Below are 13,941 nucleotides of genomic sequence, written 5' to 3'. Positions count from 1 at the left end.
CTCCTTTGTTCAAGACTTTTTACATCAGATTTACTTTCAACACTAAAATAGCAACCACAATCTTTGCACTTATATCTTTGTAAGCCTCTTGTAAATCCAGCTTTAACCTTATTCTCTGATTGACATTTATAACATTTCATAAAACTAATTTATGAAATATATTTTAATTTAACAATACCATTTCTAATTTTCGATTTTATCTGAATTTGACCTAAATATTTAAAAATTATCATTCATTTTTTTGACGCAAAGATTTTATTTAAAGACTCTGTTATTTAAGTGAGCAAAGAAGAATCAACAAGTTGATTTGATGAAGCGATGTTTTCAAGCTTTGCGAAGCAAATTTATTTGCCTTTGCTTTCTAAAAAGTAATATCTAAAGTTCATTTAAAACTTTGCGCTTAAAAAATAATAGAATCATAAAATTTTAAATCGTATTTTCAGCCAAAGCATTTTCTTCAATGGGTTCAGAAGTATTTCCTATGATTTCCTTTCTGTGCTTTATTCCCCAGTCTTTCAGATTATTAATGATCGTCTGCAAAGATTTTCCGTGTTGCGTGAGTTCGTACTGAACAGTGATTGGTTGAGTATCCAAAACCGTTCTTTTAATGAGTTTATTGATTTCTAATTCTTTCAGTTCTTTGCTCAACATTTTATTGGAAATTCCTGTCACGTCATTTAAAATATCAGAAAACCTTCTTTTATTGTAATAGCAGATTGATGAAATAATGGATATTTTCCATTTTCCGTTCAGCACATCCATAGAATCCTGAACTGCCATAATTTCTTTCTTGTGCTCTTCTGTTCGTAAGGGTTGACAACTCATAATCAGTTACTTTTAGGTAACAACGTTACCCCGTTGTTACTGTTACTTTTCGTAACAAAGTTACTAAAATAAATTTTATTGTGATAATTTTGCTTCACAGTTTTAAATAAAAAAACAATGAGCAAATTAGAAAATAAAGTAGCCGTTATTACAGGTGCCTCTAAAGGAATTGGTGCTTCCATCGCAAAACATTTTGCAGCTGAAGGGGCAAAAGTAGTCGTAAACTATGCATCAAGCAAGACAGACGCAGAAAAAGTAGTACAGGAAATTATAAATTCTGGCGGAACTGCGATTGCAGTACAGGGCGATGTTTCAAAGCAGGAAGAAGTGATAAGACTTTTTGACGAAACTAAAAATGCTTTCGGAACGCTGGATATTTTGGTCAATAATGCAGGAATTTACAACTACGAACCTATTGAGCAGGTTTCTGCAGAAACATTTCATCAGCAATTCAACATCAATGTTTTGGGTTCTGTTTTTGCGATTCAATCCGCTTTAAAGTTATTTGGCGAAAAAGGAGGAAACATTATCAATATCAGTTCCGGAGTGAGTAGGACTCCCCTTCCTACCGGCTCGGTTTATTCTGCGACAAAAACCGCTTTAGATGCTTTTACGGTGGCTCTGTCAAAAGAATTTTCAGGTAGAAATATTAGAATCAATTCTATTCTACCAGGCGTTGTGGAAACGGAGGGTTCTCGCAGTGCCGGTTTTATCGGAAGTGAATTTGAAGCAAAGCTGATTGCCACGACTCCATTAGGACGAAGCGGACAACCGGAAGATATTGCTAAAGTTGCCGTATTTATCGCTTCTGATGACGCAGGATGGATTACGGGAGAGCAAATTGCCGTTTCTGGTGGAATTTATGGTTTATAATGAGTTTAAAAATTAACCCATGGGCAGATTAAAAAATAAAGTTGCCGTTATCACCGGTGGAAACAGCGGTATCGGATTCGGAATTGCAGAAGCTTTTAAAAACGAAGGCGCAGTCGGAACCATCACCGGAAGAAATGAAGCAACATTAAACAGTTCTGTAGAAGCATTAGGATCAGAGTTTATAGGAATAAAAGGTGATGTGACCAATCTTAATGATTTAGAAAACATTTTCAGGAAAACAGCTGAAAAATTCGGTAAAATTGATGTTTTAGTCGTAAATGCAGGAGGCGTTGTGGATGGAATTGCGCTGGATAGTATCGAAAATATGTCAGAAGAAGCCTACGACAAATACATGGATTTAAATTTGAAAAGCTCTTATTTTTCCGTGCAAAAAGCTTTACCTTATCTTAATGAAGGAGCATCGGTTATTTTAATTGCCTCAAGTGCGGCGCATCGTGCAGCTCCTGGAATGACAGTTTATGGTGCTGCGAAATCAGCAATTATTTCATTAGCAAAAGGGCTTTCTTACGATTTATTACCCAAGAAAATACGTGTAAATGCATTATCTCCCGGCTCTATCGATACTCCTGTTTTTGGAAAACTGGTTCCGGAAGAACAACTGGAACAGGTAAAACAAGCCTGGATCGACGTGACTCCTATCGGAAGACAAGGACTTCCCTCTGAAATAGGAAATACGGCTGTATTTCTGGCTTCGGACGAATCATCTTTTATTGTAGGAACCGAAATTCTGGCAGACGGAGGTCTTACGAATCTTTTTCTTATGAAATAATTTTTGACGTTTGTCGGCAAAACTTCCATATTCATCTATAAAAAAGGCTTATACTTCTATAAGCCTTTATTTATGGCTATTTCAGGCATATGTATTGTTTATTCTAAAGTAACAAAAACAAAACAGAATATAAATCCTAAAATTTGATTATTATGAAAAAGTTAGTTTTAGCAGCTGGTTTATTTATCGCATTCGCTGCCAATGCACAATACAGACAGGAAGGTTTCAGAAATGATAAAGTAGAATATCGTCAAAACGATTTCGGAAGGCTGAAATTATCTCCTCGACAAGAAAGAGAGATCTTTTCTTTATCAAAACAAAGACTGACCGCAAGAGAATACGACGCGAAACTGAGAAGAATTCTTTCAAGAGAACAGTATGCACAATATCAGAGAGGAGATTTTCACAAAGGCAGAAATGTCGCCATGAACAAGCCTTTTAGAAGATAAAAATTGAAACCCGGAGAATTTTTTTTTCGGGTTTTCTATTGCTAAAAAAATGAACATGCAAAATTTTTCTGTAACATATTTCGGATTGTTATACTTACTTGATAAATAACAATTTAAAAATATTCATATGAAAACTACTTTAAAAAATCGATACGCGATCACCAACAAGATTTTAATTGTATTGGTATCATCAGTTTTTGGCTATAACCTTTACCAGGCCATCATAAACCCTGAAAAAGCTCATCTTCTATTGAGTATTATTTTAGTTGCTTTCACTTACATTGCTGTAGAAAAATACGGAACAAATGGGGAGAAGAAAAAAGAGTAGTTATAAAATCATACATTTAAAATATAATCCCGAAGCAGCTTTGTTTCGGGTTTGTTTTATAGAAGAAATGTGAGATTTTTTACTTCATTTTATGGTTTATTTTAGATAATTAATGAACAGTATTACAATCAGTTCCAATATTAAGATTATCATTAAAAACCCTACAGGTTTTCCCAAGAAAATCCCTCTGAACAGCTTTACAACTCCCAAAAGAAAAATAGAAATCATGAAATAAAAAGTTGTTTTTGAAACTCTTTCCTTGAATAATTTTAGAGTGAAGATAGAAGCGTAAAGTCCGAAGACCAGAATTAAATAGAATTTGAGAAAATGAGGTCCTTTCAAAGAAATCGGATCCAAAGTATGGTTGATTTCAATAAGCCATATCAGACTTATTATCATTGGAATTGTGTGGATAAGAATTTTTTTCATTTGTCCAGTATTTTGGTTTAATCTCCTCCGCCTCCGCAACCACCGCATCCACTTCCGCAGGAACTGCTGCAACTGGAACCTCCGTCGCCGTGAGAACTGTCGCTTCCGCAGGTGTAAAAAAATCCGCCATCACTTCCGTTATCATTATTGCTTTTATTGGATTCATTATTTGTTCTGAATGCTTTTATAATGACTACAATCAGCACGAAGATCAAAATAAGAGTCAAGAATATTCCCCAACCTCCGTTATTGTTTTCCGTACAGGAATAAATCATCAAAGAACTGCTTAAAAGAAGAAAAATTTTAACAAAAGGCAATATTTTTTTCTTTTTTGAAGGAATTTGAGTCGGTTTCCAGATATCTTCCGGAGGTTGTTGCTGAAATGTTTCCTGATAATTTTTCAAAGTATCTTCAAGCCAGTTTTCATGTTTGATTTTTTCTACAAACCCTCCTTTTGAAGGATGATGATGAAGCTTTTGCTGCAAGATGTTGGAGCAAAATTCTTCCCAATAATTTTGAGTGTAAATCAAATGCATATGCCAAACTTTGTCTACAATTTCACTTGGTGAAGCTCCATTGGGTAAAGTACAACACAGATAAACGAATTTTTTGTACTCTTCTATTGCTTTTGCCGTAAAATTTTCTGTCCAGTTTTCTTCTTTTGCCAATTTTTTTGAAAAAGGAAAATCAGCATTCAGACTATCTAATGAAAAACTTTGAAGTCTGTTCCAAAGTGGATCATTCTGTAATAAGATTTTTGTTTCCATTGTTTTAACTTTTAGTTTCTATTCAAATTTCTATTGATTTTAGAATATAAAAGTCTCGCAATAGTATTTTTTAGTTTTAAAAAAATCTTATATTAGTCTTACAAATTAAAATATAGATGAAAAAGGAAGATGTTCTGCATTTAGAGAAATTAATGAATTTCTTAAGTCTGCATTTTTTGAAGAAAAATCATTGGGAAGATGTTTCAAAAACAGAATGGTCATATATCGTTGCTGAGCTTAATGATTTAATCATCAACGATCATCAGCAAAAAGGAATAAAAAAAGAGCCCGATCTCTTAGGCTCCAATTACTTATATGAACATCTGATCATCAATAAATTAAAAAAATATTATCAGAACGAAAATGCTGTTTTAAGCAAACCCAATCTGGCAAAATTAAGTCTGATTGTCAAATCTTTAGGATATTCCAATTATATCGAATTTATCAATTCCAATACAGAATCATTCAATTTTAATGATTTGAGAATTAATATGGATAACGTAAAACAGAATACAGATTTGCTTGACAAACTGGTTGGCTGTTGGTATTCCTACAACAGAAATCTTCCGGATAATCCTTTGCAGGCCAAAGAAGACCGAATCTGGCGTTCCGCAACAGAAATCTACAAATCTGAGACTTCCGGTGAATATTTCATCGAAAGAAGCGGTGGTGACCGTCATAAATATTTCGGGAAAGTGACTGCCTATTCAGATTATGTTTTCATCATCATGAACAGCAATACATTTATTCGCCAGAGACATTTTATCTCAAAAATAAAAGATATCAAGGAAAAGCTTAAAAATCCAGAATACAAGCTCCATGAATTGCATTTTATAAGTACGTGTATTAGTTTTAATCAAGAGCCGATCGCCCTGTTCGAGATCTTCCAGAAGGCAGACCGAAAAACATTTATTCCCGATTCCATAAGCTACCCTATTGACAGCGACGAGATTCCAAAATCAATTGTAAAACAACTTGAAGATACAGAAGCTAACAGAATTGATTATAAATAATTATGTGTTGATGGCTTGTATTTGATGGTTGATAGACTTGAGTTCTTAGCTTACCAGCCAATCTTTAAAATCTTTCACGCGATCCCGGCTGACAGTGATTTCTTCCGCCGGCTGAAACTCCAGTTCGACTTTATAATTCGGTGAAGTATGAATATTTTTGATATAATCCGAATTGATAATAAACTGTCTGTTTGCCCGGAAAAACTTTTTTACATCCAAGACATCTTCCAGCTCATCCAATGTGAAATCCGAAGGAAATGTTCTTTCCTGAGTCTGCAGGTAAACAATTTTATTTTCACTGAAAAAACAGCTTACTTCATGAGTCTGAACAATTTTCAGATTATATCCTATTTTCACCAGAATTCTGGAAAGGGTTGTTTTTTCCTTTTTAATTAACTGCTTAATTTCCTGAGAACTGACAGAATTTTCTGAAGGTAAAAATGATTTAAACTTCTCAATTGCCGCCGCCAGATCTTCATCTAAAATGGGTTTTAACAGATAATCAATGCTGTTTAATTTAAAAGCTTTTAAAGTATACTGATCAAAAGCAGTCGTATAGATAATGAAACCTTTTGTAGGCACTTTTTCGAAAATATCGAAAGATAAACCGTCTCCCAAAACGATATCCGAAAAAATAAGCTGTGGGTGCTCGTTGTTGGAGAACCACTCTACTCCTTCTTCTACCGATTCTATTTTTGCAACAATTTCAATATCAGGAAACTCGCTAAGCATTCTTTCTATTTTCCTTGAAGCTGGTTTTTCATCTTCTATAATGACTGTTTTTATCATCAATTATCAGTTTTTAAATGTAAAATTCAGAAATAAAAATACTCAAAAGTTATCAGCTTTTAAAATCTAAATCTTTATTTTGCTTTTCTCATTTCCCTTTCAATCACATCTCTTTCCCAGTCGGAATCCAGAACAAATAATTTTACGGCTTTTACGGTAAGGATAATTCCCCAGATTGTCAGAATGATCGATCCGTCCCAAAGTGAAAAATCGAAGGCCCCTTTTTCATAAAAATCATCCGCAAAAATAATCACTGCAACGATGCCAAACCATAAAAGGCTTTTGTAAAATTTCTTTAAATCGTTTACTCTTTGTTGTGCCTGATTGTAGTCCATTGTATTAATTTTTAAAAAGTTATTATTTATTGATTAAAGTGTTTTTGAGTTTTTTCTTTCCTCCTCCATCAGTTCTCTGATCTTTCTTTCTTCCCAAGATTTCCCGATTCCGAAAGTAGTCACTCCATGTGCAATTAGACCAATTCCCCATCCTAACATCGGCCAGAAAAACCATAAATGATCCGGAGAAGTTAAAAGATTTAAAACCAATAAAAAAGGAATTACCAAACAGTAAGACGTCAGATTACCATAAAATCCTTTCAGTTCTTTTACTCTTCTGGTAGCTTTTCTGTATGCTAATTCTTCGTTGTTTGTATAGGTTTCCATTGTATTTATTTTTAAAAGGTTAAGTTGTTTGTTTTTGTTGATACAAATGTATGGCAAGACATTCCCCCAAATCAATTTTATATTACCGAACCGTAGAATATGGATACTGAATTGTAAAAATCCCGACTCAATGGAGAATCGGGATTTTTGGTTTTTTTTAATTTAATCAATTTGTCATTCAAAACGAAGCGGCAGTGTAGTGAAGAATCTATTATTTGTATTTAAATAGATTTCCCTGACATTGTATTATTTTTCGCGCAGATATAGCAGATTGCACAGATGTTTGAGGCTATTTTTGACTTCATTAATAAACAAAAGGAATTAACTTCTTCGTTTTCCTTCTGTATTCCAAATATTCTTCTCCGAATTGTTCAACCAAGGCACGTTCTTCAACTGTAATTCTGTAACTGAAAGCAATAAACGGCGGGACAAAAGCCAAAACCAATGACAGCCAATTGTTTAGATATAATCCTAGCCCGAGAGAAGTCAATAAAGAAAAAGCGTACGACGGATGTCTCAGATATTTGTAAAAACCTTCTTTTTTTATTTGATGATTTTCACGAATCGTGACATCAACCGTAAAATATTTTCCTAAAGATTTGATTATAATAAACCTTAAGACAATCCCTATATAGATAAAAATCACCCCCAGATAATAGATCCAGACCTCATTTGAAATGGGAAACTTTATAAGATAGGAAACTGTAACCGAGCTTGCAACTGAAAAAGGAATGGCCAACCACAGGAGATTTAAGGTAGATTTATCCTTGCCTTTTTTATCTTTTGGGTTGGATTTCAATATGTTTTTATAAAGAATTTCACTGAGAAACCATGCAAACATGGAAACTGTAAAGATAATTTGTAATGTTTTCATCGCTGATATTTTAAAAGTAAAAAGGCTAAAATGATCGGTATTTTTCATCTCAGCCCAATTGTTTTTACTGTTGTTTTTCTTTTTCCATCAGTTCTTTGATTTTTTTCTCTTCCCAGTTACTTCCCAGCATAAAACCCGGAATAAATGTTCTCATTGCATGAATAACAACCGCAATTCCCCAAAACAACGGAAGCGAAAAATATTTCAGCTGCCAGATGGTTTCACCAGGCTTTAATTCTCTGAAATTCAAGAATAAAATAAAAATATTGACCACAATATAGATGAAAACAAAAATGTAGAATTGTTTAATCCTTTTTACCTGTCTTTCTGCCTCTTTGTATCTGATATCGTCTTTACTGATATTTTCCATGTTATTATCGTTTTATTGTTTGTTTCGTTTTTCTAAAATTTCTCTTATTTTTCTTTCTTCCCAGTTTTTACCGATCGCAAAAACGCTCATTCCGTGTGCTACGACCCCTATTCCCCAGCCCAGCATCGGGAAAAAGAACCAGATGTTATCAGGACTTGTTATCAAATTAATGATAATTAAAAAAGGGATGACAATGCAGTATGAAATTAAGTTCCCATAGAAACTTTTGATCTCTTTTACCCTCTTCTGTGCTCTTTCGTAAGCTTTATCTTTATCATCAGTTATATCACTTACCACATTAGGCTTAACCGATAATATCGGAAGCTTTACTTTAAAATAATCTTCAGATTTTTCGATGAAAACATTGCGTTTCGTCAGCAAAGAATACCGCTGAACAATATTGGCCAAACCGATTCCCGAACTTTCTTTGATCTGTTCCCTCACCTGAAGATTATTTTCAATACACAACGTATCATTTTCAGAGAAAATTCTAATGAATAAAGGTTTTGCAGAGGTTGCAAAATTATGCTTAATACAGTTTTCCAAAAGCAACTGCAACGAAAGCGGAACCACAAACCTACGCAAATCTTCTTTTTCAACATCAAAAATAAAATCAACGCTATCCTCAAATCTTGTTTTCAAAAGATCACAATACGTTTTCGCAAATTCTAATTCATCCTCCACCGTTACCAGTTCTTTGTCTTTCTGTTCCAAAACATACCGATAAATCTTCGACATCGAAGCAGTAAACTTCTGTGCCTGTTTCGGATTTTCGTCGATTAGGGAGCTTAAAACATTTAATGAATTAAACAAAAAATGTGGATCCAACTGATTTTTTAAGCTTTCAAACTGAGCGTTTGCCGATTTTGCGATTAATTTCTGTTCTACCACTTCTTTCTTGGAAGTCTTTTTCAGCTCTTCCATAAAACCTCTGGCATGCAGGAAGGCCGAAATCAGAAGCGCAATATTAATCGTGAACCAGTTGATATAATTATATTTTCCTGAAAAATATTCCTCTGTGGTTGCACTTTTCTGGAAAACCACAAAATTCATATAATTACAGAAATAGACCAGAATGAAATTAGCAATCAGAATAGAAATAATGCTTATTACCGCTCTTTTTGTTGTCGCTTCAGACCAGGGAAACTTTTTATTGAGAAAATCATTAATCAAACCGTTTCCTATTCCCAACAAAAAAGAATACATAAACGATATGAGGATGGTAAGCATAAAATTGTCCAGCGTTTTCTCTTCCGTAAAAACAAAAAAGAAAAACAGGGAGGTCGCCAGCGAAATCCAGCATAAAGTAATAAAGTTCTTTCGTTTCATGATCTATTTTCTTGGTCCAAAATTAGTCGATCTTAAAAGTATTAAAAATTATTTCTTGCCGAACCGTTATTTTTTGTAACTGAACTGCACGAAAAAACCTCCACATTCAGGAAGGTTTTATAAAATGGTATTGATTATTTAGCCGGAGTCTGGCTTAAAAAGTATTCAGCTTCCGATTTTCCCCAATTTGGATCTACAGCCGTTTTTGGTTTAAAAGCATTGAATTTTTCTAACGCAGTTTTGAACTGTTCCAAACCTTTTGTTTTGCTTCCCCCGTATTGTTCCGGAGTGAAATACGTGTCTTCTGCCTTAATTAAAGCTACTCTCGGGTTGCCAGGATCAAGAGTTTCCGCTTTTTTAAGCTCTTCCATTGCTTTCATTCCGTCTGTCATATATCTTTCTGCCGGATTTTTCATCATTTTCAAAGAATACGACATTTTTCTCAATAAATGGATTTCTGAATTATCTTTTCCTGCAATACTTTCTGCCTGATCAAGATATTTATCTGCCGCATTTGCCTGTACAGAAAGCTCGCTCATTTTTCCGTCTCTCATTTGCATTCTTCCTTTCTGAATGTAAGCTAAAGCTGCATAATAGGAAGGCTGCCATTGTTGGGTTTCTTTTTTCCCGATTCTGTCGAAATCATTGGCCAAAGTCTGGAATTTGTCCAAAGATTGGCAGGCTTCCAGCTTTCCGATTTTTTCTGTCATTATTTTTTCATACTGACTTTGTGCAAAAGCAGTTAAGCTCAGCATACTTAAAGCAAAACTTAAAATTAATTTTTTCATGATTTTTAAAATTTTTATTGTTGATATTTTATTATTGAACTTGATTCAACACAAAGTTCGCTAAGATTACAAATGTGACTATTTTTTTTAACCTTCTCTTTTGGTCCCGTCAAATTTGCGATTTGTAATTTAAACAATTATTCATTTAAAGATTATTATTAATCGCATCCTGAGTCTTATCAACCCCGAAACTGATGAAAGCCCCAACAAAAACAAAAGTATTCACAGGTGGAACCACTGCCGAATTCCTTGCCCCATCCATTGAAAAATTATAACCGTACACATTTTTTGATCCTAAAATATTGGAAACACTTAAAACCAAAACCGTAAATGCTTTTGCATCTTTTTTACCTAAATTCGGAAGATAATTCACACTGAAATTCAATGCATTGTAATCTCTTAAACTCCCTTCTTTTCTGACGTAATATTGAGATTCTTCGTTAGTTGCAATATCATAATAAGGACGACCTTTTGCATACGTATAGGAAAGATTGAATCCTGTTTTCCATTTCGGAACAAATCTTTTGGCGACCGCTGAAATTGTATGTTCTGAAGCGAAATTCGGCTTTAAGCTTACCGGATAATTCATAAAATCTCTTTTTGAATCTAAAAACGAATAGCTGATCCAATAATCGATATTTTCAAACGTTTTTTTGTCTCTCCAGAATAGCTCTGCTCCTTTCGCATAACCGTAACCGTTGTTGTTATCGGCGGTCTGTACATATTGATTTTGGCCATCAACGTAAGGAAGGTTTTTCACTTTCAATAAATCATCATACTTTTTGTAAAATGCTTCTAGCCTCAAACTTCTCCCATCCGTTGCTCTCTGAATCTGGAAAATATAATGCTGTGACTGCTGAAAATCCAGATTTGCGGGACCATTGATATATCTGCTTTCTGGATTTTGATAGAAAAGTCCGTAAGCGAATGAGGTTGTCCAATCTTTTGCTAAACGGTAAGCTAAAGCAAAACGGGGAGCGATATTGCTTTTTCCAAGGTAAGAAGAATGCTCTGCTCTCACCCCGATTTTTGCTGATAATTGATTGCTGAAACCTAAATCTGTTTCTACAAAAGCCGAAGAAATCAAGTCTTTATAATGTTTGTTCACAAAATCGTTGAAGTTAAGTTTTTCGCTGGTGCTATTCAGTTCAAAACCGCCTCGCAATGCACTGATTTTATTTATTTTTCTTTCTAAAACCGCTTTGAAATTGATATAATTTCCGTCTGACAGCAATTTTGTATTTCCTGTTTCCAAATCATTCTTCTGTGTCGAAAAATCAAGATCCGACCTGTTGAAAGAATAGGAAGTTCCTGCATTTAGTAAATATTTTCCGAATTTTTGCTTAAAGGATACATTATGATAGGTGTTTTTTCCTTTTAAATTAACCGAAGAAAAATCATTTTCAGGTTCCAGGCTTGGCACTTTTACTCCCATTCTGTTGGAATCGTACATTCCATAGTATTTGAAGAAACCGCCGGATTTTGTTTTAATTCTGAAATTAAAATCTGCATTCAAACCTTGTGGTGCCTCCGAGAAATTTGTATTAAAATTAAAAACTTCCTGCATCAATTTTAAGTTGGAATAGCCCAAAGTAGCTCCAAAAGATGAATTCTTATTATCACTTAATTTCTGAAATCCAGCATTTAAAAATATCGGAGAAAATCCTAAATCATAAGAACTTTGGTCCGGAAGATCAACACTTTCCAGCATCAGTGCGCCCGAAAGAGCCTGTCCGTACAATGCAGAATATCCGCCACTTGAAAATATATTTCCTTTAAAAAGCGAAGTATTGAAACGGTCTCTCCCTGCAATCCCGGGAACTGAATTTGAGAAATAATTATTTATTAAACTTCCATCCATAAAGATTTTAGATTCTGTCCCGGTCCCGCCCCGGATGAAAAGCCCCTCCGTTTCGCCTACTTTCTGAACTCCGGGAAGATAGGTTAATGCCGATGAAATCTGTCCGTCTGCTCCGGCAGTTGTATAAATGTCAATCGGTGTCAATAAAGCGGTTGCTCTTTTCCTGTCACTCGCTTCGATCGAACCTGCGGAAACGACTACGGCATCGATTTCATTGATCTGTTCTTTTAATTCTGTATTTACAGAAACTTCCTGGCTTTCGATGACAACAGGTTTTTCAACATCGATATATTTTGGATGCGTGAAGGTCAAGGATTTATTTCCTTTTTCTGATGTTTCGAAAGAGAAATTCCCATTCGCATCGGTTGTTGCTCCATCGTAAGTATCTTTTAATGTAACATTTACCTCTCCTACCCCTTTATTTCTGTAAGTCACTTTCCCTGAGATCTTTGTCTGTGCAAAACTCAGTGCAAATGATAAAAAAGTAGTTAGAAATAGTAATTTTGTTTTCATAGTTTTTTTATTTCGATTCAAAAGTAGAATGAATTTTTGAAGCCGATAAATTTTTGTTGCTGAGTTGTAGATTTTAGATTCTGAGTCGTAATTTTTTGTTTTTTTTGATTAAAAAGGACTGTCATTCTGAACATAGACTGAAGTCTACGAACGGAGTTCAGAAATGTAGTGAAGAATCTCTGTTAGCAAAAAATAGATTCTTCCTTCGTCAGAATGACAAGCATAATATTTTAACTTTTAACCACCCGTCAAAAATTCTTACGAATTTTCATCATGTCTTATTGATTTTTAATTAATTGGAATACAGAAATCTACGGCCATTTTTCCTTCGGGATGTTCTTTGAAATTAGTGTGATAAATTTCAAATGGAAAGGCTTTCCGAACTGAATAATTATTTTCTTTCATCCATAAAAAAAGAGAAACCCAGCATTGCTCGAAATCACTTAAGGTGACTTCACCGCTTCCGATGATGAATTTTCCGGCTTCTATAATTTCGGGAAAAACTTCGCCCTGCTGTCGTTTTAAAGGTTCATCCAAAAGCATACAGGCATGAATCCTTACTTTGTCCGGTGGCGTAACTTTAAAGCTGTCATGGTAAACAGAAATCATTTTCACATTCTCTCCTGGAAATAAATTTTCCGTTTTGGCCCAATCAACCAGCGTGTTGAAAGAAGATTCCACATTGGCAATTCCTAAGCTCATTACGGCAGCCAGATTCATTTCGGGAAGTGCTGTTACTTTGATTTTTAAATGCATATTTGTCCAGTTTAATAGGTTTTCAATATTGCAAATGTATTGGTCGAAAACCGTATCGATTTGTCCGTTCTTGCTTTGTTTGGCCTGGATCTTATGAAAATTTTCAGGAGCCAATTTACGAAATTCCGAGGGTGACTTTCCGTAATATTTTTTGAAGGTTTTATTAAAACCCGAATGATTGGAAAAACCGAACTGATGATAAATATCTTTTATACTTAAATTCTTTCTTAAAGCTAAATAAAAGGCACTTTTTTCGATCCTTTTCCTGATAATATAGTTCTGTAAAGTTTCCCCGACAATCAGCCTGAAAATCCTGTGAAAATGAAAAGGTGAATACGCTGCGATCTCTGCAACTTTTTCTAAGGAAAGTTCCGCATCAAGATTATTATCAATGTATTGAATCGCTTTTATTATTCTTTTTTTGTATTCTTCCAATGGTAAAAAGTGTTTGGTACAAAGATATTCAGTCCGGAGGAAAGAAATTTGCCATTTATTGCTATTCTGAAAAAACTGACAGAATCATAA

Annotated in this window: 18 protein-coding genes; 5 read left to right on the top strand and 13 right to left on the bottom strand. The window is 34.3% G+C overall.

Annotated elements, in window-relative coordinates; genetic code table 11:
• A partial coding sequence (locus BUA89_RS23580; RefSeq protein WP_455423254.1) for an IS1/IS1595 family N-terminal zinc-binding domain-containing protein occupies positions 1-140 on the bottom strand: 140 nt, incomplete at its 3' end.
• A gap of 286 nt (positions 141-426) precedes the next feature.
• A complete protein-coding gene (locus tag BUA89_RS20205) occupies positions 427-825 on the bottom strand; it encodes a winged helix-turn-helix transcriptional regulator (RefSeq protein WP_072963078.1) in 399 nt (132 codons plus the stop codon).
• 117 nt (positions 826-942) lie between these two features.
• Between BUA89_RS20205 and BUA89_RS20200 the strand changes: the two genes are divergently transcribed.
• The 4 genes from BUA89_RS20200 to BUA89_RS20185 all read left to right on the top strand — a co-directional run bounded on the left by BUA89_RS20200 (position 943) and on the right by BUA89_RS20185 (position 3,265).
• On the top strand, positions 943-1,698 hold the full coding sequence (locus BUA89_RS20200) for an SDR family NAD(P)-dependent oxidoreductase (protein ID WP_072963074.1): 756 nt from the start codon (positions 943-945) through the stop codon (positions 1,696-1,698).
• Positions 1,699-1,717: 19 nt separating this feature from the next.
• Positions 1,718-2,488: an SDR family oxidoreductase gene (locus BUA89_RS20195; RefSeq protein ID WP_072963071.1), complete on the top strand. Its 771-nt coding sequence runs from the start codon at positions 1,718-1,720 to the stop codon at positions 2,486-2,488.
• A 152-nt stretch (positions 2,489-2,640) separates the two neighbouring features.
• A complete protein-coding gene (locus BUA89_RS20190; protein WP_072963068.1) occupies positions 2,641-2,937 on the top strand; it encodes a hypothetical protein in 297 nt (98 codons plus the stop codon).
• Between the two features lie 127 nt (positions 2,938-3,064).
• Positions 3,065-3,265 (top strand): hypothetical protein, encoded by a 201-nt coding sequence (locus tag BUA89_RS20185; protein WP_072963065.1) that lies wholly within the window; start codon positions 3,065-3,067, stop codon positions 3,263-3,265.
• A 96-nt stretch (positions 3,266-3,361) separates the two neighbouring features.
• On the opposite strand, the gene BUA89_RS20180 is transcribed toward BUA89_RS20185, so the two are convergent.
• Positions 3,362-3,694, bottom strand: a complete 333-nt coding sequence (locus BUA89_RS20180) for a hypothetical protein (RefSeq protein WP_072963062.1) — start codon at positions 3,692-3,694, stop codon at positions 3,362-3,364.
• A 17-nt stretch (positions 3,695-3,711) separates the two neighbouring features.
• A complete protein-coding gene (locus BUA89_RS20175) occupies positions 3,712-4,461 on the bottom strand; it encodes a glycine-rich domain-containing protein (RefSeq protein WP_072963059.1) in 750 nt (249 codons plus the stop codon).
• A gap of 116 nt (positions 4,462-4,577) precedes the next feature.
• On the opposite strand from BUA89_RS20175, the gene BUA89_RS20170 reads away from it, so the two are divergent.
• Complete coding sequence (locus BUA89_RS20170) at positions 4,578-5,474, top strand: hypothetical protein (protein WP_072963055.1); 897 nt, start codon at positions 4,578-4,580, stop codon at positions 5,472-5,474.
• A 45-nt stretch (positions 5,475-5,519) separates the two neighbouring features.
• Here BUA89_RS20170 and BUA89_RS20165 read toward each other — a convergent pair whose 3' ends face one another.
• The 9 genes from BUA89_RS20165 to BUA89_RS20125 form a co-directional block, all read right to left on the bottom strand.
• Positions 5,520-6,263 (bottom strand): LytR/AlgR family response regulator transcription factor, encoded by a 744-nt coding sequence (locus BUA89_RS20165; RefSeq protein ID WP_083531746.1) that lies wholly within the window; start codon positions 6,261-6,263, stop codon positions 5,520-5,522.
• A gap of 74 nt (positions 6,264-6,337) precedes the next feature.
• A complete protein-coding gene (locus BUA89_RS20160) occupies positions 6,338-6,598 on the bottom strand; it encodes a 2TM domain-containing protein (RefSeq protein ID WP_072963051.1) in 261 nt (86 codons plus the stop codon).
• A 33-nt stretch (positions 6,599-6,631) separates the two neighbouring features.
• Positions 6,632-6,925 (bottom strand): 2TM domain-containing protein, encoded by a 294-nt coding sequence (locus tag BUA89_RS20155; RefSeq protein ID WP_072963047.1) that lies wholly within the window; start codon positions 6,923-6,925, stop codon positions 6,632-6,634.
• A gap of 304 nt (positions 6,926-7,229) precedes the next feature.
• Positions 7,230-7,799 (bottom strand): methyltransferase family protein, encoded by a 570-nt coding sequence (locus tag BUA89_RS20150; protein ID WP_072963044.1) that lies wholly within the window; start codon positions 7,797-7,799, stop codon positions 7,230-7,232.
• A gap of 64 nt (positions 7,800-7,863) precedes the next feature.
• Positions 7,864-8,169, bottom strand: coding sequence for a 2TM domain-containing protein (locus tag BUA89_RS20145; protein ID WP_072963039.1), 306 nt, complete (start codon positions 8,167-8,169; stop codon positions 7,864-7,866).
• Between the two features lie 12 nt (positions 8,170-8,181).
• The gene (locus BUA89_RS20140; protein ID WP_072963036.1) at positions 8,182-9,498 is read right to left on the bottom strand and encodes a 2TM domain-containing protein; all 1,317 of its coding nucleotides are present in this window, start codon (positions 9,496-9,498) and stop codon (positions 8,182-8,184) included.
• A gap of 134 nt (positions 9,499-9,632) precedes the next feature.
• Positions 9,633-10,286 carry a hypothetical protein gene (locus BUA89_RS20135; protein WP_072963033.1) on the bottom strand — a complete coding sequence of 218 codons (654 nt, stop codon included), beginning with the start codon at positions 10,284-10,286 and terminating at the stop codon, positions 9,633-9,635.
• Between the two features lie 145 nt (positions 10,287-10,431).
• The gene (locus tag BUA89_RS20130; RefSeq protein WP_072963029.1) at positions 10,432-12,660 is read right to left on the bottom strand and encodes a TonB-dependent receptor; all 2,229 of its coding nucleotides are present in this window, start codon (positions 12,658-12,660) and stop codon (positions 10,432-10,434) included.
• 288 nt (positions 12,661-12,948) lie between these two features.
• Positions 12,949-13,851, bottom strand: coding sequence for an AraC family transcriptional regulator (locus tag BUA89_RS20125; protein WP_072963026.1), 903 nt, complete (start codon positions 13,849-13,851; stop codon positions 12,949-12,951).
• Positions 13,852-13,941: the final 90 nt, after the last annotated feature.

Source organism: Chryseobacterium arachidis (assembly GCF_900129245.1).
Taxonomy (GTDB): domain Bacteria; phylum Bacteroidota; class Bacteroidia; order Flavobacteriales; family Weeksellaceae; genus Chryseobacterium; species Chryseobacterium arachidis.
Note: the sequence above shows the minus strand (reverse complement) of the source record. Positions and strands in the feature narration are given on the sequence as shown.

What these genes read in the sequence shown, in the direction of transcription:
- BUA89_RS20205 (WP_072963078.1), bottom strand. Translation starts at nt 825, where the DNA reads ATGAGTTGTCAACCCTTACGAACAGAAGAGCACAAGAAAGAAATTATG.
- BUA89_RS20200 (WP_072963074.1), top strand. Translation starts at nt 943, where the DNA reads ATGAGCAAATTAGAAAATAAAGTAGCCGTTATTACAGGTGCCTCTAAA.
- BUA89_RS20195 (WP_072963071.1), top strand. Translation starts at nt 1,718, where the DNA reads ATGGGCAGATTAAAAAATAAAGTTGCCGTTATCACCGGTGGAAACAGC.
- BUA89_RS20190 (WP_072963068.1), top strand. Translation starts at nt 2,641, where the DNA reads ATGAAAAAGTTAGTTTTAGCAGCTGGTTTATTTATCGCATTCGCTGCC.
- BUA89_RS20185 (WP_072963065.1), top strand. Translation starts at nt 3,065, where the DNA reads ATGAAAACTACTTTAAAAAATCGATACGCGATCACCAACAAGATTTTA.
- BUA89_RS20180 (WP_072963062.1), bottom strand. Translation starts at nt 3,694, where the DNA reads ATGAAAAAAATTCTTATCCACACAATTCCAATGATAATAAGTCTGATA.
- BUA89_RS20175 (WP_072963059.1), bottom strand. Translation starts at nt 4,461, where the DNA reads ATGGAAACAAAAATCTTATTACAGAATGATCCACTTTGGAACAGACTT.
- BUA89_RS20170 (WP_072963055.1), top strand. Translation starts at nt 4,578, where the DNA reads ATGAAAAAGGAAGATGTTCTGCATTTAGAGAAATTAATGAATTTCTTA.
- BUA89_RS20165 (WP_083531746.1), bottom strand. Translation starts at nt 6,263, where the DNA reads ATGATAAAAACAGTCATTATAGAAGATGAAAAACCAGCTTCAAGGAAA.
- BUA89_RS20160 (WP_072963051.1), bottom strand. Translation starts at nt 6,598, where the DNA reads ATGGACTACAATCAGGCACAACAAAGAGTAAACGATTTAAAGAAATTT.
- BUA89_RS20155 (WP_072963047.1), bottom strand. Translation starts at nt 6,925, where the DNA reads ATGGAAACCTATACAAACAACGAAGAATTAGCATACAGAAAAGCTACC.
- BUA89_RS20150 (WP_072963044.1), bottom strand. Translation starts at nt 7,799, where the DNA reads ATGAAAACATTACAAATTATCTTTACAGTTTCCATGTTTGCATGGTTT.
- BUA89_RS20145 (WP_072963039.1), bottom strand. Translation starts at nt 8,169, where the DNA reads ATGGAAAATATCAGTAAAGACGATATCAGATACAAAGAGGCAGAAAGA.
- BUA89_RS20140 (WP_072963036.1), bottom strand. Translation starts at nt 9,498, where the DNA reads ATGAAACGAAAGAACTTTATTACTTTATGCTGGATTTCGCTGGCGACC.
- BUA89_RS20135 (WP_072963033.1), bottom strand. Translation starts at nt 10,286, where the DNA reads ATGAAAAAATTAATTTTAAGTTTTGCTTTAAGTATGCTGAGCTTAACT.
- BUA89_RS20130 (WP_072963029.1), bottom strand. Translation starts at nt 12,660, where the DNA reads ATGAAAACAAAATTACTATTTCTAACTACTTTTTTATCATTTGCACTG.